General features: G+C 41.6%; 10 protein-coding genes. 1 reads left to right on the top strand and 9 read right to left on the bottom strand.

The genetic code is table 11. The features are described 5' to 3' along the window. Nucleotides 1-3: 3 nt before the first annotated feature. Together HNQ80_RS08165 and HNQ80_RS08160 are read right to left on the bottom strand one after the other, a co-directional pair. Entirely contained in the window at nt 4-6261 is a 6258-nt protein-coding gene (locus HNQ80_RS08165; protein WP_184310009.1) for an IPT/TIG domain-containing protein, read from the bottom strand. Between the two features lie 27 nt (nt 6262-6288). Continuing rightward, entirely contained in the window at nt 6289-10356 is a 4068-nt protein-coding gene (locus tag HNQ80_RS08160; protein ID WP_184310007.1) for an Ig-like domain-containing protein, read from the bottom strand. 279 nt (nt 10357-10635) lie between these two features. On the opposite strand from HNQ80_RS08160, the gene HNQ80_RS08155 reads away from it, so the two are divergent. Further along, the gene (locus tag HNQ80_RS08155) at nt 10636-11385 is read left to right on the top strand and encodes a copper amine oxidase N-terminal domain-containing protein (protein ID WP_184310005.1); all 750 of its coding nucleotides are present in this window, start codon (nt 10636-10638) and stop codon (nt 11383-11385) included. 54 nt (nt 11386-11439) lie between these two features. Here the strand turns inward: HNQ80_RS08155 and HNQ80_RS26430 are convergent, their stop codons facing one another. From HNQ80_RS26430 to kamA, 7 genes are all read right to left on the bottom strand, one after another. Then, on the bottom strand, nt 11440-12885 hold the full coding sequence (locus HNQ80_RS26430) for an S-layer homology domain-containing protein (RefSeq protein WP_184310004.1): 1446 nt from the start codon (nt 12883-12885) through the stop codon (nt 11440-11442). Between the two features lie 15 nt (nt 12886-12900). Next, nucleotides 12901-13971, bottom strand: coding sequence for a hypothetical protein (locus HNQ80_RS08145; RefSeq protein ID WP_184310002.1), 1071 nt, complete (start codon nt 13969-13971; stop codon nt 12901-12903). A 156-nt stretch (nt 13972-14127) separates the two neighbouring features. Next, nucleotides 14128-14889: a lysine 5,6-aminomutase subunit beta gene (kamE, locus tag HNQ80_RS08140; protein WP_184309999.1), complete on the bottom strand. Its 762-nt coding sequence runs from the start codon at nt 14887-14889 to the stop codon at nt 14128-14130. After that, entirely contained in the window at nt 14889-16445 is a 1557-nt protein-coding gene (gene kamD / locus HNQ80_RS08135; RefSeq protein ID WP_184309997.1) for a lysine 5,6-aminomutase subunit alpha, read from the bottom strand. Before kamD ends, kamE begins: the two co-directional genes overlap by 1 nt. Nucleotides 16446-16560: 115 nt before the next feature. Further along, nucleotides 16561-18186, bottom strand: a complete 1626-nt coding sequence (kamC, locus tag HNQ80_RS08130) for a lysine 5,6-aminomutase reactivase ATPase KamC (RefSeq protein WP_184309995.1) — start codon at nt 18184-18186, stop codon at nt 16561-16563. 2 nt (nt 18187-18188) lie between these two features. After that, nucleotides 18189-19214, bottom strand: a complete 1026-nt coding sequence (gene kamB / locus HNQ80_RS08125; RefSeq protein ID WP_207726922.1) for a lysine 5,6-aminomutase reactivase subunit KamB — start codon at nt 19212-19214, stop codon at nt 18189-18191. Nucleotides 19215-19401: 187 nt separating this feature from the next. Beyond that, nucleotides 19402-20655, bottom strand: a complete 1254-nt coding sequence (gene kamA / locus HNQ80_RS08120; protein ID WP_184309991.1) for a lysine 2,3-aminomutase — start codon at nt 20653-20655, stop codon at nt 19402-19404. Between the last annotated feature and the right edge of the window lie 92 nt (nt 20656-20747).

Below are 20747 nucleotides of genomic sequence, written 5' to 3'. Positions count from 1 at the left end.
TCACTACCTCCTCGTCCCCGTAATTACAAATTTCCCTAGTCTGTCTGTCAATGCTGTAATCGCCATACTGTCTCCATTTCCACTGGCAATTGTCATCCATTTGCCGCTATCATTGTCGTATCTGTTCAGGTTGAAGGATGTCAGTTTCCTCATATCCGCTTTCGCCCTGTCTACATCCAATGTAACTTGGATAGATGAACGTATATATTCGATTTCCGTATGCTCTTTGCCCACAAATACCGCGGCCTTGATTACATACGCCGTGGAGGACACCGTCTGGGCATTGCTGGTGGTTGCACTGCTGTTGTCTACAACCGGCGAAATTTCTATACGCACACCGGCATCTTTTTCTTTTTGATTTTCCTTTACTGTGTCATTGAAGAAAGCATTTGGATTAAACTTGATTCTAAAATCTTTTCCATTGACAATCACGCTGCCTGTACCTGCATCTGCTACAACAGCAGCAGGTATACTGATGACAACATCTTTGCTTCCTGCCAGCGTCCCCGTTGTTAAGTCAATGGTAAAATCTTTTTTTCTATCTTCCTTTGTCCCAATGGTGACTTCTGCCCGATCGCCCTTCTTTTCCTGCTTGGTCTTTTCTTCAAGACCGCCGTCTGTATCAGGAGGGCCTACCTTGCTGCCCGTCTTCACCGTATTACTGGTGTTAGATGCCTTGGATAATCCAAACTCTCCAAGGGCCTTTACAATAAATTTATAACGGGTATTTTTCTCCAAGTCTTGATATACAAAGGAGGTTAATTCTGTTGTACCGATGAGTTCCTGCATATTATCGTCAACGACCACATAGATTTCATATTCTACTGCATCGGTTACAGCATTCCAATTGATTTTGATATAGCGGTCGTACACCAATTCGGCAACCACACCGCTGGGTGCTGCAACTTCTGGCACTCCATACTTGATATCTCCATAGATATTGCTGGCACCCCCGTCTGCATTGATAACGATTAATCCACCCGTATCCTTTTTCCCTGGTGGTGTTATCACTGTAAGGGTTTCCCCATCAATAATCTTTACACTGGTTCCCGCTGTACCTTCCTTCAAAATATAGGGCTTGCCACTGATATAAATGATATCCCCTGTCGTCGTATCCCCTTTCACTTCCTCCAATACTGGATTAAATACGACTCTGGCCCCTTCATAATATCCAGAACCTTTTAATTTAATCTCCTGTCCGCCTAAGATAGAAATCGTACTGATTCTAGCCGTCTCCGTAGGGTCAGCCGGATCAACGACAGCCACCACTGTAGGTGTACTTAAGTAAGTAAATTCACCATTGGGATCCGAGAGTTCTCCATCAGGATTTTCTACCTTTACGTTAACTTTTCCTGGTGCATGGGGAGGTGTTTTCACCTTGATGGTCTTATAGTCGATCACCTTCACATCTGCAGCCGGAACACGAACATCATCAAAGAGTACCAATAATCCTTCTCTGAAGTCCTTTCCTCGAATGGTTACTTCCGTCCCACCGCTGGCAGGCCCTTGAGAAGGTGTTATTTCTTCGATGGCCGGTGCCGTTTCTCCTTTGATGAATTCAATGTAGATTTTAGGATCTGCTTCATCAGAGGCTGCCGTTCCGCCATCTTCATTGATCACCACCACACGATACCGCTGCCCAACTACTTTTTCATCCACCTTGGGCATCGTAAAGGTGAGCTTTCCTGGAAGCTGATAGGTAATCTTGTCTTTATTGATCGTCAATAAGTCTCCAATCTGAATCACTGCATTTTCTCTAAAATCGCTGCCTAAAACCGATACAATATTCCCACCTTTATAGGTCATCCGAAGAATTCTCACGCCACTCTCTGTCACAGGATCTCTTCCATCCTTGGTAACATTGGTAATGGTAGGCTTGCTGTCTGGATTCTTATAGGTAAATTTCCCCTTTGCCTCTCCGCCATCAGCATTAATTACAGTTACGTCTACTTGTCCAATGGTATGATAGGACGGCGTATTGACGATCAACTGATTGGCGCTGACCGTTTCGACCGCTGGTGCATATCCTCTCTCTACCAACAATCTCAAACCAGAATTTCCAACCTCACTGGCCACTTCCAGCTTGATCCATTCAAATCCGCCATAATTGGAGCTATTGCTTGTATGGAGCAGAAGATTGACTGGAACAAATAGGGTTTCGTTGTTGTATGGGAAAGTTCGTCGATAGGTATTGGTTCCTTCCGTAATCGCAACGGTTACTTCATGGTCCGTACCATTATATTCCACGGTCAAATTGCCTTCTAACCTTACTGTCGTACGGCTGCTGGTAATCAGTCCTGAATTTTCTTTGTTTCTTTCAATATTCTTATTGGTAATACTTCCGAAACGTACCAACTGCATAGTTTCATCGTTTAAAGCAATACTTCCGTTTTCTAATCGGTACACTTTCAGATCACTTTGCACAAATCCACTGCCCGTGATTTCAATTCTGTCATTTCCCTGTTTCTTTCCTTCTGCTGGTACAATCTTGTTGATCTTAGGATTTGAGCTTTTATAAGTAAACTTCAGCTTATTTGAAATTCCGGCATCGTTATTGACAACATACAGATCCACACTGCCATCTTTCCCTGCTGGGATTTCTACTTTTAGATAGTTCGTTGAAAATTCCAATACCTTAGCTCTTTTTTCTCCAAAATAAACCTTTGGAATAACGGGATAAACTCTGCTTTCGTAGAGGTTACGATCATTGTTAAACACGGTTTCCAAAAGATATTGGGCACTTTTCCCTACGTAGTTTGTCCATTCGCCATCGCCATTCAATTCTTTCCATATTTCAATGTTGTTGACATCGCCAGTGTAGGGCTCAAATAATCTGAAATCTTCTCCAAATATTTCTAAGATCTCTCCCCCTGCTGCACTACCCTCTGTCGGAAGAATGCGATGGATTTTAGGATGACTCTTGGGAACCATATATGTAAATCCATCGGTCTTCGCTGCACTGCCGCCGTCAGGGTTTACAACGACTACTGGAACCGTAAGCTTGTCGACCCCTAGGTCTTTGCTCAGATCCCCAGGATAGGCAGGCATCACGAAGACAATAGATGTACCATCTGAACTGATCTGCGCATTTTTGGAGTCTACACGGACACCATTGATGATTACCTCTGTTTTGGATACACCGTTGTCTTCAAAGCCGCTTCCCCTGATGGTTACCTGGTAACCTCCATCAGTAGAGCCTTCCTTAGGGTCTAGGTCTCCGATAATCATGGGATTGCTTTGAGGTTGATCCCTATAGAGGAAACCATTTTCATTCAATCGCGTATCCTTATTTGTATCCGGATTCATTACAGTTACGTCATAGTAACCGTCTCCACGAAGAAGTTTTGGAATGGTCACTTGGATTTGATTTAATCCCATAACCTTCGCCCTATGACCTGTAATCTTTCCACCAGTTACCGTATAAGGTGTTAGTAAATGTAACGTTGTGGGCGTTCCATTATCCAATGTAATGGAATGACCATCATTTGCAACTTCCAGTGTATAGACAGTACCGCTGCTATTCTTTGCTTTCATATTATCATCGTCATCGAGATATAGGGTGTAGGTTTCTTTTAGAGCAGGATTCGATATGGTGATTGTGCCATCTGCCTTTACAGCAATTGCATAAAAATTGCCTGTTCCATCCTCTTGTGTATTTAACAGCACGCTATTATAATATTCAGCCGCTGCTAGTTTTTGTTGTCCATTGCTGGTCTCCGTAACGACCTCAAATAACGGACGATTCTTTGTTATGTCAAAACCTTGACTGGCAATACTCTTGAATACGATTCGCCCCGCTGAATTCATAATATAGCTGTTTACATCATCACCTTCCAATAGTACCTTCGTTCCTACCAATCTATCTACATCGAGAAGAGATGCCGTAGGGTCTGGTAATAAGAAGTTTTCACCGGTTATAATCATCAATGTATCTTTGGTTCCTTTTTTGGGTGAAAAATCCGTGATCTTTGGAGATGTATAGGTTTTTACATATGTAAAAGGTTTGGAATCCATACCCCCATCGGGATTGATCACCATAATATAAGTACGTACTTCTCGATTCTCAGGAGCATTGAAGGTGATTTCCTCACCGTCTCCCCTTCTGGTGATGGTCTGCACTTTCTTCCCGTCTATGATTACCTGCACGCCATCTTTGAAATTCTTTCCGGTGATGGTCACCTTTTCCTTACTGTTGGTTGCCACCACATTGGGCTTCACCTCTGTAATGGTTACAGGGTCATTGGAAAGCACGAAGGAAATCATCCCTTCACCCACCCGGGCACCACCCATTTGTTCCGAATTCTTCTTTGGATTTTTTATTTCAATGTTTAATGGAATCCCTACATTGCTTGTATTGATCAACAAATCTGCAGGAAGCTTGATGACAATATAGGTTCCTGTTTCATTTCCGGGAGACCCGTCTACAAGTTTTCCATTATTCAAAACTTCCAGCGTTGCATCATCGTTCACAACGGAATTGACATAGACAGATACTCCCGTCTTTTTAATTTTGATAACGCCACCTAAGTTGATCTCAGGATAATTCAGCTTGTCCGTACCACCCTCTGTATATTTTGTAACCATAAAATCTTTTCCAGAAATCCCTATGACAATTTCCTTGGGTATTTTATAGTTACCGCTGTCATCGACTTTCTCAACCTGAATTTTGGATGGAATTACCTCTATGATCGTTGGCAGTGTCTCACTTTTCTCATACTGAAAACCTTTGGATTTAATCACTTTCTCTACAAAGATATATTCTTCTCCACCTTCTGTATGTAGAATCGTGGTAATCTCTATGACGATGTCTTGCAGTGTATTTAAAGCCTCTTCCCCAACGATGGGAGTTTTTACAAAGAAATCGTCATTTCCGCCTATTTCTGTATTCAGATTTTGTTTTGTATTTTCAGTGAATTGTAGGGATCCTACGATCCACCCTTTAAAGCTTCTTTCGATGGCATTAATTTTTTCAGTCGTCGTTTCACTCAGTTTGTAATCAATCGACGTTGTTAAATTTTTTTCAACCTTCAGCTCTTCAGAAAAATCACTGCTGGTTATTTCGCTTTTATCAAATACAATCTTGTTTGTTTTATCTAATCCTGGGATATTGACCTCATTGAAGTTCAACCCTGTAATTTGAATTTCCTTAGGCACTTCGTTGGTTGCCACATTCGGTGTAGCATACTTTATCGATGCTCTATCCGTATCCCCAACCACCACAAAATCTCCAATATACTGATAAGCAAAAACTTTGCTGGACAAATCAGCACCTGAACTAAAACTTCCCGTGATGAGATTCGTCAATACTACTTTGTAAGTTCCTGCGGTGATTTTTGTATTGGTTGGCACTTTCGTGCTCAATAAATTCGGCGTCGTGCTGTATCGCGCTGTATCCCTTCCCATGTATTCATATAAATACTGGTCTACTGATGCATTTTTAGGAAGAAAGAACACACTATAGTCACTCATGCTGCCCCCGGTAATTTCTACCGTTGTTCCCTGTGATCCTATATTGGGAATAATCTTGGGGTCTGTTACCTTTATTTGTCCTACGACGGTAATTTGATCTTCATAGAGATGGGTGATATTTACAGGTTTGCCGCTAATGGTTGTATTTAATGAGAATACAATCCGCTTTGCGCCCTCTATCCCATCAACCAACTCCAATGTGGCACTATTCTCATTCACTATGGTTACCTTTGTCTCAACATTTCCCTCAATGCTCATTTTTACTGTGCCTGAACTGCCGCTAACCTTCGTGGCTCCAGTACTGTTGGCTGCGATGGTATCCAGTTTTATCCCTGTGATCGCTGTCGTGTTACCGGGTGAAACTTTCTTTAACTCCCTGGGATAAATGCTTGTAATCTGGGGCATGGTTTCACTTTCATCCATGGTGAAATCCTGTCCTGCCACATTTAGTTTCGTAAAGACTTTATCATTATTATTATTGAGTTCTTGTAATTGCGCAGCGGTTAAGCTGTATGAATAATAGGCGTCCAACGTGGGAGCTGGCAAAGTAAAGGTTGAAAGTCTCCCTTTTAAAACGATGTTGGCCCCCTTCATCTGTTGTCCGTAAATCTCGATGTCAAATTGGGTGATCCTGCTATTGGTTTTATCAAAAACTTTATTGATCGCAATCTTGTCTACGATGGCATCCTCACCAGCCGCAAACACCTGTATATCTCCCCATGGCAACATGACGAAGATCATCAAAAATACCATCAGAAAAGAAATGATCTTATAACTCTTTTTTCTAATCATGTTTCAGAAGCACCACCTTTCCATATCCTATTCTACAACGACAAAGATTCCTGGTTCACTGCTTGCTATCTTCACTTTTCCATTTACCAGATCCACTGTTCCATTTATTTCGTAAAGGCTCCTTGTGTCTTCATCATATCTGTATACCTTTAAATGCTTCCCATCAGAATTTTTATAAGGTATTGATAAAGTCACACTGGATATTTTGAAGTTTTCACCCGTTACTTGAATCCAATCTGATTTTACCGTGCCCTTTATCTTTTTCTGAAGGGCTTGGGCCACCACGGGTTCTGTCCTGCCCAAAGCTACGGTGATCATCTCCCCATCAGCATTTGGATCCAACGTTAGTCCATGGAGGGCAATATCAGCCCATTTGGATTTTGTTTCAAGGATTCCAATCTTATATTTTTTGTCTCCTCCGTAAGTAATCTTTCTTACCCTTACCTCGGTTCCCATCATCTCATCTAGATCCATGACCACATAGGCTTCGCCTCTATATCTGGATTCCATATGTAGTGTGTCTTGACTGACTTTCGTACTGGCTTTGACATCCCCTTGTCGTATCTCATCCTTATATCGATAATCTTCATTGGGTATATCTCGTACATTTCCTGCATTTACAACGCTCAGCGCACCATATTCTATGTATTGATCATTATCACTATTTGAAATCTTGATATCATAGACACCTGGTGAAAGCTTGTTCTTTCCTCTTGGCAGATAAACCTCCAAATAACTTGCCTTCGTTCCGTCACTGTTTGTCCTCTCTTTTACATTCACTTCGTAGGCAGCTATATCATTAAAATACACCTGAATGGTACTGCTGTCAAAGAAATCTCCTTCAAGAAGGATCGGCTCATCCACATCGTATTTTTCTGGTACCGTTCCAATGCTTACCTTATCAATATAGGGCATGGACTTGGTGCCAAACTGATAGCTGATTTCCTCGTTACTTCCAGCATTGCTTGCTACAATCCCAGGTCTTAAGGTTACCTGATAAGTCGTCTGGGATCTTAATGCTTTTACTGGAATATAGAGGGTTGCTTGCTTATTGCTCGTATTTTTGATAAGCAGATATTTATAAATCGCATTGTTTCTATTATAATCTCCCATATTCAATATCTGATTGACAAAGTCTACATCAATCATGGATGTGGTACTTCCCACGGAAACAACACTGGAATTGATGATATTATTTAAGCCTGTAACACCATTAAAGGTCAAGGTGCCATCCGGATCACTAAAGGTCACCCTTAGGAAATACTTGCCGCTGGTAAAGCTATCATTTACGGTATGGGTTAGACTCTGCTCGTCGTAAGTGCCATTCTGATCGGGATATTTTGCAACGACAGAAGGTATCCCCATAGTCAGGGTTTTGAAGTACACGCCCGAAGGTGACTCGGCACGATCACCATCTTTGAATATTACGATAACGGTATAGTCATCTCCTCCGGCTCTGCTGACAAGGGATGCCTTGGATGTATCTTTGATGGTGACTTTCAGTTGGTCTGTACCCACAAAATTCACATAAGACGCTGCAATGGGTATTTCTTCTGAATTTTTATTTGATTTCAGAATAACTTGGTTGATATCTTTCCTAAAATTATATCCTTTGATCAAGAAGGTATGCTCTGTCTTATTCAATAGATCCTCAATGGATACCGTACCATTCTCGATGGTCTGAATCGTCGGATCACTGCTTGTATCTCCGCTTACCACCAACTCGATTTCCCGGGCTGGGGCATATGTTTTTCCCCTTGTTTGAAATACATCTCCTGGAAGAAAAAGCTTATAGCTCATACCGCTGATCAGTTCCTGGTTTGGATATAAATATACTAGGGTTTGTTTGCCACTGTTGGTTTCTTCATAGATGATCTTGATCTTTCCAATGCCCAAGGTTCCTTCCTGTATGGTTACATTGACCGTGGTCAAAGTGTTTCCTTCTCCATCCAAAGCTAAGATTTGTGTTTGACCTTTGGCAATTCCCTTGACCCTTCCATTTGTATCTATCGTAGCAATGTTTGCATTTTTTATAATCCAATTTATAGTGTCACCTTTAGGATTAATATCTTCATTTAGTTTAAATTGTACCGTTGTATCTAATTCGATAGTCGGTGCATCCAATAAAGTTGTTCCGATGGTGATGGATCCTTCTGAATAGTTTGAAGGTCTTAATAATATATTACCAAGGGCACTGTTCTGATAAGCATTGCTGACCACCTTACCCGTTTGGGCCGATGGAATCAGTTCTGCCCCCATGCTTATCTTAATGGGCTTATTGGGAGAGTATCTTGTGGTCCCATGAACCCTCTGCTTAACATGCGGCGAAGTACTGACAATTTCAGAGGTAAAGGAAGTAGTATCTGAGAATCCCCAAGATGAGATCGCATTTTCTGAATTCCCTTTTGCCCAGAAATAAAAATCAATATACCCCGATCCATTGACACCGTATGCATCCTCTATCATTTCTCCATTGATTCGTAACTGGTACTGGTTCAAACTTAATAAAGGGAACTTTGGTTTCACTCTTAAAATGTTTTTGTTCGTACCCACTATATCTATGCTTTCCACTGCCATTTCTTCTTTGTAATAGACAGAAGCTGCTACAGTTGCCCCATCATCGGGTGTCGTGGCCAGTTTGAAGGTGCCTCCGTCTTTCATATACCAAAACTTCTTATCATATTGTACCCCATTTTTTCCAAAGGCTTTGGCATCTGGATCCGTAGGGTCTACTGCCGGCATCTTGAATAGTTCTACTTGATTGATACGAGCTGTCTTTTTTCCATCTCCTGACCAGTCTTTATCCCACTGGACAGGTCGGTCCATCTTTATATAAATATATCCGTTTTCTGAAAGCTGTGTGCTGTTAATATCTCGTATGTTATCGGAGAAGTTCTCATTGGAGCCATAGGCCGATGCTGTTGGACTCTCTCCTTGCGTTCCGGTTTTAAACGACAATACAATATTTGTCTTATTCGCGACTGAGGTGCCACTTAAAGTAAACGTATTGACGGGTATCGTTACTCTATAACTCGTATCCTTTTTCAGTATATTCTCTCCCTGTATCGCCACATACAATGTCTTGCTGTCATTGGACAAGCTTACAGCAGCAGGAACTTCTGACCCTGAAACAACTTCATTCAGCTTAATATTGCTTAAGCTCCCGACCACTAGATCTTTAAATGTAAACGAAATCTTGGGTTCCAGACCAACATTGACTGCATTGTTTAAAGGGCTTGTGCTCTCCACAATATTGTTGGTATAGAAAATAACATTGATGACATCATTATAAATCTTGGCATCTGCGTCTGGATTGTTTGCTAGAAGCACTGTTTTTTCTTTTAACTGCACCCTGTATTCACTAAGATCCTTGAGTTTGCCATCCTTTGATGCTATCTCCAGCTTTTTCCCAGTAATCTGAATATTAAACCCACTTAAGTCTTCCTGAACGTAACCTGCACTTCCATTCGTCAGATCCTTCGTCTCAATGCTTATGTACTCGCCTAGATGGCTTTGATCAGTGAAAGCAATGTTATATACAAACGTAAAACTTAACGTACCCGCTGTATAATCCACGCCGTTCTGATTGTTGGCAGGTGTATTGTTTGCGATGATATCGCTGCCGGAAGACCCTGCATTGGTTACAAAGGTAAAGTTTTCTCCCATATTCACTTCTGATCCATCGGTCTTGCCAAACAATCCCTCAGGGATGACAATACGATATAACGTATGCTTCTTCAATTGGTAAGGTGATGTTCCGTCAGTGCCCGTTTTTAACTTCAATAACAGTTGTCCGCTTGCAGCGGTTATATCAAACTTATAGGTCTCATCTTCACTATCTCCATATACTTTCACATTATTTAAATAACTTGTCGATTGAAGGTTATAACCTGACCCTACCGTAAAGAGGATTTGCTGAATGGTGTAGTTGATATTCTTCTTACCCTTTTCAATCGTCACACCAGATTGATCTGTTGCTGCCGTCGTAAACAAGTCTACCTTATTCACCGTCGTACTTGCCCATATGTTTTGCACAGGTATCGTGGTAAAAACTAGCGTGAAAATAAGTACATACATCATTATTCTTTTTGTCAAAACAATCCCCCCACATGTCGATAATAGTCTAAAAATGATATCGGCATAATACGCCATAGATTTTAAACATTATTGCAATTACCATGATTTTCTTCATCTTTTTTTATCTTTAGTTTTATCGTAACACCTCCTCCTTTTCTTGTCATTAATGAATCTATCATTTTTCTACAAAATCCCTACTTTTTTCCTATTTTTTTCTTTTTTTCATTTTTATTGAGAGGTCCCCTTTTTTTGTGATACAATAGAAGCATAAAATGGGAAAATTTTGGAGGTGCATATATGAAAAAGAGATTAACCATCCTTGGGATGATTCTATTGATGTTTCTCTTTAGTACATCCTTGGGTTTTGGTAAAAGCGTTGGCCAAACCATCGTCGCATGGTTTTATGATATTAAAGTCAATGTGGATGGGAGGGCTTTGACCTTCTCCAGTAGTCCTTTTATCTATAACGATCGTACTTATGTCCCTGTTGAGGACATAGCCGACAGCCTTGGTTTCGACAGGAAATGGAATGACAAAACAAAAACCATGACTCTAACATCCTCGAATAGCGGCGTTACACTAAGCACTTTAAAATATGATCTAGATCGCAAAAATAAAGAAATTAACGATTTAAAGTATCAATTACAGTTAAAGGAGCTGGAATTGTCTATGTACAGAGAAGGAACCAGTTCTAGTGATAATCTTTCTTCCAGCTCTGCATTAGATCGTGTAGAGGAAATTTTAGAAGAAGACTACGATCGTTATCATGATGATGATGTGGACATGGAATTTGAATACCGCTTGACTCAATCTTCCGATGGAGATATTCGTGTACGAATGGATGTAGATTTTTATCGTTCCTCTAAGAATTGGAAAGATCGTGACCGCGCAGATTTCCGTGAATTTATCTTAGAGATATGCGAAGAAATCGAAAAACAATTTAACAAAAATATCACTGTATATATCTATGACAAAGAAAGCGCCCGTGTCGCCACTTATGAATATGACAAGGATAGAAATAAAATTGTTGATTATACCGAACATTAGAAAATCATTTTTGAAATTCTGTAGGAGGGACTTCAGCCCCTCCTACATCTGTTTTTAAACATAAAGATATTTCAGCAGCTGTGCCAGCAACTGAACCGCTTGTCTCCTTGTCAACAATGGGTCTCCCTCTATTTCTTCCTCCAATCTAAAAACTTTCTTTTCTTCAAGCTCTGCCATCCTGCTTACTGCTTTATCTAACATTTCAACCGCTTCTTTTGCCATAAGTCTTTCATGTCCTCTGACAGAGGTATCGCCTATCAGTTCTAGCGCTAAGGCAGTTCGAATATAGGCTTGCGCCCACGGTGACACCTCTTCAAAACTTAAATCGTCCTCACCTTCCTTTAATGGTGTATCTAAAGCAAGAATGAATGCCGTAATCCATTCCTCTCTGGACATGGTTTGGTCTAGTCTTAGCGTTAAATCTTCATACCCTTTTATAATGCCTAATGTTAATACTTTTACTAGATCCGCGCTCATATCTTCACCTACAATATCGGTGAAGCCAGGGTAAGTTCTATCTTCCAGCACTGCCAATTTGTTAAAGTTAATGTTGTGGTTTATCAGGCTTACTGTTAAAGTATTTCCATGAACTTTTCCACCCAAATAGATCCACTTTTGTTTCTTTTCGTGATAATAATAAATGCCCAATCTCTTCATATTCAGATCATCTCCATGATAGGGGAGCGTGATCTCCTTCAATACGTTGGGATTATCAATCCAATAGATTGAGCCGCATAGTTTTAATCCATTTTGATCGATGCTGTGGATATCTAAGGCTTGAAGCATTAACTTATCCCCATTATTCCCAAGAGAGTCCTGTAATCGATCGCCTCTATCCACAGCGTCTTTGGGAGGATTGTCATTCTCATCGGACTCATCATTCGGCTCATCAATAGAGCCATCATCATTAGGGCTCTCATTCGAGCCCTCGGTGGGGTCATCGCTTGGATTATCATTAGGCTCCTCTGGTACTGGGGTATTAGGAATTATTATACGGATTTGCTTTGGAGGAGATAACACAGGACTTGCGTAATCATAGCTGATCTCTGTTTCATGAACTATTTCCTTCACCAACTGGCTCGTTGGATCCATTTTGATTTCGGCATTTCCCATACCAATAGCTTCAAAGGCTAGTGTGGCCAATATTTTCTCAGCTCCCCGCAATAGTGGTTTATCCTTTTTCAGACCAAAGTAAATTCTTGCTTTTCCAGGCACATCCTCTATACCTGTTATGATCTCCTGCAAATCCACCCTATCAGATTGTTCCAGCTTGATTTCTTTAACGATGAGCTTTAATTTTGTTTTATCATAATACAAAAGGATATCGCTCCCTGCTATTCCGTCGATATCCTTTGCCGTGATTACTATATTCACTGTTTCATTCAGCATGATCTCTTCTTGGCTCACCTTCATTTCAAGGCTAGGCTCCATCCCGTAGACTACGGAAGAGAAGAGTAAAAAACAAATGAATCCTACCCCGAATCTATATCTTTTCTTCACCCGATTTCCTCCTTTCTACTCAGAAATACTTCTTGTGATGGCTATGATATCCAAAAAATTGATATGATTGTTCTTATCCATGTCATAGATCCAATTGTCGGCATTTGCATCTTTTTTCAGGTGATCGTATGCGTCTTGAAGGTCTGTCAATGTATATGAGTCTTTCTGATATCTTCTGAAATCCTCGAAAAGCGCCCAATTACTGTAGTCGATATTTCCATCCATCACACCCTCCTTAGGTCCTTCTTTGGATCCCCACCAGTTTTTTGTAAAATCTATGGTTCCATTTCCTCTATAGTATACTTGTCCTGCATCCTTGTAGATTTTATTATTTTGAAAATGAAGTTTTTGATCATTTTCAGTCACCATGATTTTTCTTCCGTCACGTTCGAAAGTGTTGTATTGAATGAGCCCAAGGGCCTTCTCTCCGTCATATACATTCAAGCTAACACCATTGAAGCGATTGTTTTCAATAAATACTTCACAGTTTTCTATATTAAGTCCTCGCGCTTCACCACCCGTCACCCCAAAATAATTATTCTTCACGGCGACTTTTGCTCCATAGCTGGCTGGACGTATTGAAGTATAGGCTCTAATCACCCTATTCCCATCCAATACGATTTCCTTCACCTTTGCCGATGTAATATCTATGGGCATACAATCTTCAAAATTACAATTTATGATGGTTATGCACTCACCATGCCCTTTGACCACAGCCGCTCCGACCCCCACTGCATAGATGTTCTCAAGTCGAAAAGAAGATACTGTGTTACCAAGATTAAATACAGGGCCTGTACCACCGCCTTCAATGATGATACTTTTCTCTTGATTGCTCTCTCCCTTGATGGTCATGGCTTTATCAATTTTAAGTGATTTCAACTGAGATGTAATTCTGATAGGCTTGCAGATATAAAGGGTTCCATTCTCTGCCACATGGCTTAACGCTTCTGTAATGCTATCAAAATAATTATCTTTTCTCACTGCATCGTAGTACACTTCTTGATATACTGTCTGTCCTTCACCGTAGGATAAAGAGATAAAAATAATAAAAAAACACAAAATAATAAATCCAATCCCTTTGTTCAAAATATCCCACCTTCCTTGTGAAATTGTAAGAGTTTTCTAAATAATTCGTTTTATTACATAATATAACATATTTTCCCATATTTCTAGTTCTTTCCGTAAAAAAAAGACCAGTTTCATCACTGATCTTTTTATCTATTTCTAAAAATTAACAATTCCTTATTTCTTCACTAGATTTCTCTTGGTCATTTCTGTAACCACAAAGGATGCCACATCTTCAGCATAGGAGCCGGTACCAAAACCTGCATCATATCCCAATTCCTTGGCTAGTTCATGGTTGACCCTAGGACCGCCGCAGACCAAAACCACCTTATCTCGAATGCCTTCTGCTTCCAAAAGTTCTACCAACTGGGTAAGGTTTGGAATATGGACATCCTTCTGAGTAACTACTTGAGATACCAATAATGCATCGGCATTCAACTCAATGGCTTTTGCTACGAATTCCTCATTGGGAACCTGGCTTCCCAGATTGTATGCCTTGATGCCTTTGTATCTTTCCAAGCCGTAGTGGCCAGCATAACCCTTCATGTTCATGATAGCATCGATACCAACGGTGTGGGCATCGGTACCAGTACATGCCCCCACGATCACCACATCACGGCCGATGTTTTCTTCGATGTAGTGCTCTACCTCATATTTGTCCATGACTTCCACATCCACCTTTGGTACCTCGATGGCAGTATAGTCCACCGTGTGCTGACACTTGCCGTACATGACAAACATGGTATAGCCTACCCCTAAGTCTTCCGCATGGACCACGGCAGGTTCTTCTAATCCCATTTTCAGTGCAAGACGTCTGGCAGCTTCTTTGGCCTCTTCTCCACAAGGAACGGGTAAGGTAAAGGATAACTGCACCATACCGTCATTCATGGTATCTCCATAGGGCTTAATTTTTGTCAAATCTACTTTTTGGATCGCCATTATCTTACACCTCCCAACATCAATGCTACGAATGGATTCATATATTTCTCATGCTTCTGGGTAACTCCCTGAAGTCCTTTTCCGCCATCCATCGCCCTCTTCACACCAGCAAATTTTCCTTGCTCAATGGTAGAGAACAGACCCTCTTTCTCGATTTCCTCCAGCATATCCGCTGCAGTTTTCAAAACTTCCTGAGCTCTTTTCTGGATCATACCGTCCTTCTTGAATTCAATCTCATCTCCAAAATTTCTGGCATTGTTGAAGATATATTTTGCATTCTCAATGGATAGCGCTCTGTCCTGTAACAGCGGCGTATGGATCGCCTCTGTCAACATACCCAATAACTGAATGCCTTGATTTGTCATAACGGAAATCATATTGAACAATGCATCCTGAATATGGCCTTTGAAAATATTTCCCGTCATAAACTTTGTAGGCGGCATGTACTTCAATGGTGCCTTTGGGAAAATCTCCCTTGCCATTTGCGCTTGGGCAAGTTCTAGTAAAAATCCATTTTCAATATCTGGATTCATTTCAAAGGCATGACCCAATCCCATTTGCTCTTCTGGAATTCCCGCTTTTAATGCAAACTGCTCATTGATGAATTGGGATGCCAATACGGTATGGGCTTCTTCCACGGCGTCGGCTGTGGTTAGGTAGTTATCCTCACCTGTATTGATGATGATTCCTGCATATCCATTGATAATTCTGGAGAAATATTGATCTACCAGCGTTCTTTGCATGTTGATATCTCTAAATAAAATGCCGTATAGTGCATCATTCAACATAACGTCCAATCTTTCCATAGCACCCATGGCAGCAATCTCTGGCATGCAAAGACCTGAGCAGTAGTTGCATAGTCGGATATAACGGCCTACTTCTTGTCCTACCTCATCCAGGGCTTTTCTCATGATTCTAAAGTTCTCCTGGGTTGCATAGGTACCACCGAAGCCTTCCGTCGTTGGACCATAAGGCACGTAATCCAATAAGCTTTGTGCTGTCGTTCTGATTACCGCGATCACGTCTGCGCCCTGTCTTGCAGCAGCTTGTGCCTGGAGTACATCTTCATAGATGTTTCCTGTGGCAACAATTACATAAAGATAAGGTTTTCTGCCTTCTCCTAAATTTGTGAGGAAATTCTCTCTGTCTTTTCGATTTCCCTTGATGCGATCCACCATCTTCTGGGCGATAGGTGTGATCACTTCTTGAATTTTATGAAAATCAGCTACAGGCACCTTGGTTAAGTCCAGTTGTCCACTGGCCACCATCTCGGCAATCTCCTGAGGATTTTTCTCTGTATGAATCATGGCATTTCCAATCCAGTAAGTAATACCCTGGGCTAGGCCGCCACCTTCCTTGATATTATCTACCACAACATTTGGGAGTGGCTTCTCGATTTCATCTACCCCATCAATGCCTAACAATCTCGCCACAGCACGCTCCACCGTCACCGTTGTATGACGATCAATAAATTGCTGTGTATCTTCAGCAATGCGTCGCGCTGAGCTCCTTGCCTTTTCAATCAATCCTTGATCTAAATTTAATTTGCTTTGCATCCTCTTCCCTCCAATTGTTAGGTTAGTCGTTAGTGGTTAGACGTTAGTAGCAAAAGCAAATGCTCAACACTTGCTTTTAAACTACTAACCATTAACCTCTAGCCACTAACAGAATTTATTCCAAATATCTTTCTGCCTCTTTCAATATCTCTTCCTGTAATCCCATGAGTCTTGCAATATTCAAAGCATCCCTTGGAATTTTTCGTTCATCTTTGATGACTTCCAAGCGGTAATCCATATACTGATGAACCAGTTCAATCCCCAACTCCCCAGTATCTCCCATTTGCTCCCTTAACAGGTTGAAATCTACATCCACAAGACCCCTCACCTGAAGATGGACGATACCTTCTGTATCGGCTAGCCCGTCAAAATGGGTAGTAATGATAGCAGTGGCTAATTTTTCCTTTAGATGTTGAATAATCGCCTTGGAAATGGCATATCCTTCCGCAGGATTGGTCCCTCTGGCCAACTCATCAATCAAGATCAGACCACTCTCATCAGCCCGTTGGAGAATATCTTTGATTTCCAGGATCTCTGCTCCAAAGGTGCTGAGTCCCATATCCACCGATTGTAAATCACCCACGGAAAAGAAGATATACTCCTTTGGAGAAAAACGCATCTCCTTCGCCGGCACAAACAATCCATACTGGGCCATGGCCGTCAGCAAGCCAATCAGCTTGAGTGAAATCGTCTTGCCGCCCATATTTGCCCCTGTAATACAGGTAACGCCATGCTCTAGCCTCACAGTGATGGGCGTAAAGGCTTTTCCCTGCTTGGCGAGGGAATCCTCCACCTTCAGATGCCTTCCTTCGATAATTTCTATGACCTCTTTCTCTACCAGTACAGGCTTTGTCCCGTCCATTCCGATGGCTAGATAGGCTTTTCCTACCAGCAAATCCAAAGCTCCGATGGCATGAATATTGTGATGGATCTCATCCATATAGCTTTTAATCTCAACGGTTAGCTGCTGACGAATCCTTAATTCTTCTTCCTCTTCCTGAAGCTTGTAGTCTTCCAGCTTTTTCATCAGTGCTTCTACCTGTTCATCCATTTTGACCTTATAGGTGATATTCATGTAGGTCTCAGAACTGTAAGTCAAACCTTCACAGCCCTCAAGCTCATTCATCAGGTCCTTGTTGCTCTTATTGATGGTAAGCTCTCCGTTGGGTCGAAGCTTCACGTTTAGCTGATTTTGTACTCGCTCCCGGCTTTGAAGCTTCTCTCGGTTGATCTCCCCTTCTACTTCTCCCATACACTTTCTTAAGGTTTTTAGCCTCTCGGAATACTCGTCATAAATATAGAAGGTATTGATCCCGCTTTCCTGGGGATCTAACAGTTTTTTTAAACCCAAAATAGGGCGAACCTTTAAAAACTCCGGCCAATCCCATTTTAATTTTTCTTGGTAGTGAGTTAGTTTCTCCAACATCCCCACAAAAGTTTTGATCTCAAAAAGCTCCACCAAACTCAGGGTAATTTCTTCTTTTGCCCTCTGAAAGGAACCCCTTAAATCCTTTATATGCTTAAATACGCTGCGCATCTCTACGAAGGTATATCGATCCTTTTCAATCAGAGCAACGACCCTTTCAATCCTGTCCAGTTCCTCCCCCAAAGATTTCCGATCACAGAACATAAAGGGTCGCATTTCCCTCTTCAAGGCTTCTCCATAGGGTGTATAGACCGTCAAACGGTTAAAAATATAATCTATTTCTAAGTTTTTCAAAACACGCTCTGATAAAAGCATCCTTATTCACCACCTAACACCACGTCAATCACTGGAATAGGGCTCAGAAACTGCCTCATTTTCCCTAAAAACTCCTGGGGCTGGAAAAAGTATCCCTGGGGTGCATAGGGATTGATGGTAACAGCCAGGGTATGGATTTCTTCCATGACACGAATTTGTATCCCTGCTTTCATAAAGTACATCCAATCCCTTGGTTCAATAAAAATTTTGGTGGCATCCTTCACCACAAAAACCACTTGTTTGTATCGACTTGTGCATTCCATGATATCCTTTAGGGTTCTGCTTACCAAAGAGCCCCCGATGATGACGTACTGGGTATCCTCGCAAAACGCCCCACCGATCATTCTGCCACTTCCCAAGGCTGTTTTGATTTCAAGGGTTTCTACTTCATAAGCATCGTTGATGATGCAAACCCCCTTGTCTTCCAGGATCGATTCTGCAATCTCCCTTGCCAATAGATCCTCTAGCTTAGGCAATGAAAAAAGTCGTGTCTGATGGATAGTCCTTTCCATCACTTGGTCCATATCTCTGCTCAGTACAGCACCTGTTGCCAATAGAGTGGCCTCGGTGACAGCAGGAGAGGCTGCGGCAATACGGTCAATGGCCCCATCTACGACAACGACCTCTGCCCCTAATACCAACAGCCTATCTGCTATTTCCTTCATCTCTTTATTGTTTCCCGGTCCTGCAATCTGAACATGACCTGGCGTCTTTGCCTGGGCGATGATGACTCTGCCCATGGCTGTCCGTTGGTCAGTAACCTCCAGTATTTCTAGCTTAGCTTCAGCACTTTTTATGGTTTCCTCGGTGGTTGCAATCAACGTGCCCTCATCTACATAGATTAATGGCTTCTCCGTAAAGGTTACAATATCCTGTTTTTCCCCATCTCTTCCTGTAGAAGTAATGCCTAAGCGAATCCCCAGTTCCATGGCTTCATCGATCAGGGCATTGAGGGTCATGGTCTTCCCTGCATTCTTCGCCATCCCTACCACAGAGATGATCCGATACTTGTCTTGTATGAGATCCATTAACTGCACATTGCTTCCACCTTTCCTGAAGGTTAGTGGTTAGTCGCTAGTGGATAGTGGTTTTGGGGTCGAACTTTTGAGCTATGATTCTTCTTTATATCTAAAGATACTTTCATCATTATCAACTCTAAAAAAACAATCCTAACCGCTTTTCGCTACTAACTACTAACCTCTATCCACTAACTTCTTACTCGTGATGCCCTCTCTGATGTCTTTCCAAATTCGCTGGCTCCAATGCAATTTGGTTTCCTTGCAGCAGGCCGCCTACACCCGTTAGTTTATGGGCTTTTTCTCCTTTACATACAGGACAATGGCATTCATCTTTGTATGGCTCAGGTTGCGTATAAGTAGTAATTACGCCCTCAAAGTTTCTCAGAATCACTTTGTCTGATGATTGGGAAATCATATATTGAGGCATTACAGGAATCTTTCCGCCACCGCCTGGTGCATCTACAACGAAGGTTGGTACTGCATAACCTGAAGTATGGCCTCTTAAGCCTTCGATGATTTCAATTCCCTTGGCCACTGGTGTTCTAAAGTGCTCAATACCTACAGATAAGTCACACTGATAGATATAGTAAGGTCTTACTCTCATTTTCACTAAATTGTGTACTAGATCCCTCATCACATGGACACAGTCATTTACACCCCTTAACAGTACAGATTGGTTTCCTAATGGAATCCCTGCATCTGCCAATAACGTCAAGGCTCTCTTTGCTTCTGGTGTCATTTCCTTAGAATGATTAAAATGGGTATTTAACCAGATTGGATGGTATTTCTTCATCATGTTTACCAATTCTGGTGTGATTCTTTGTGGTAACACCACCGGTGTTCTTGAACCTAATCGTACTACTTCCACGTGAGGAATTTCTCTAAGCTTGCTGATGATGTATTCTAGACGATCATCGCTTACCAATAGGCAGTCTCCGCCAGATAACAATACATCCCTTACCACTGGTGTATTTCGGATATATTCAATGGCTGCATCGATGCGGTCCATTGGCATCACGTCATCCTGCTGCCCTGCAAATCTTCTTCTTGTACAGTGACGGCAGTACATGGAACACATATCTGTGATCAGCAGCAGCACTCTGTCTGGATATCTATGGGTTAACCCTGGTACAGGAGAATCTGTGTCTTCATGGAGTGGATCATCCATATCAGCGTCGCTTTTACAGGTCTCAGACATAGTCGGTACTGCTTGCTTTCTTACAGGACAGTTCGGGTCGTCTTTATCCATAAGTAGTGCATAGTATGGGGTAATTCCCATTCTTAGGATCTCCAAGGATTTCGTAATCCCATCCTCTTCCTCCTGGGTTAAGTTCACTACTTTCTTTAAATCCTCCACATTGTCGATTCTGTTTTGAACCTGCCAATGCCAGTCATTCCACTGCTCGTCTGTGACATTTTTCCATAATTCTATCTCGCTGTAGTGTCTCATTGTTTATAATTCCCCCTTTTATTGTTAGTGGTTGGATGTTAGTGGTTAGTGGTTTTGAAACCTTCAAAGCCTTACTCAAACTACCACTAACT

Source organism: Anaerosolibacter carboniphilus (assembly GCF_014205875.1).
Classification (GTDB): domain Bacteria; phylum Bacillota; class Clostridia; order Peptostreptococcales; family Thermotaleaceae; genus Anaerosolibacter; species Anaerosolibacter carboniphilus.
The sequence above is the reverse complement of the archived record's forward strand: the minus strand, read 5'-3'. Positions and strand labels throughout refer to the sequence as shown.

Bases quoted from the DNA above. Each gene is read 5' to 3' on its own strand.
- kamD (WP_184309997.1), bottom strand. From the start codon at position 16,445: ATGCAAAGCAAATTAAATTTAGATCAAGGATTGATTGAAAAGGCAAGG.
- HNQ80_RS08165 (WP_184310009.1), bottom strand. From the start codon at position 6,261: ATGATTAGAAAAAAGAGTTATAAGATCATTTCTTTTCTGATGGTATTT.
- HNQ80_RS08155 (WP_184310005.1), top strand. From the start codon at position 10,636: ATGAAAAAGAGATTAACCATCCTTGGGATGATTCTATTGATGTTTCTC.
- kamB (WP_207726922.1), bottom strand. From the start codon at position 19,214: ATGGATCTCATACAAGACAAGTATCGGATCATCTCTGTGGTAGGGATG.
- kamA (WP_184309991.1), bottom strand. From the start codon at position 20,655: ATGAGACACTACAGCGAGATAGAATTATGGAAAAATGTCACAGACGAG.
- kamE (WP_184309999.1), bottom strand. From the start codon at position 14,889: ATGGCGATCCAAAAAGTAGATTTGACAAAAATTAAGCCCTATGGAGAT.
- kamC (WP_184309995.1), bottom strand. From the start codon at position 18,186: ATGCTTTTATCAGAGCGTGTTTTGAAAAACTTAGAAATAGATTATATT.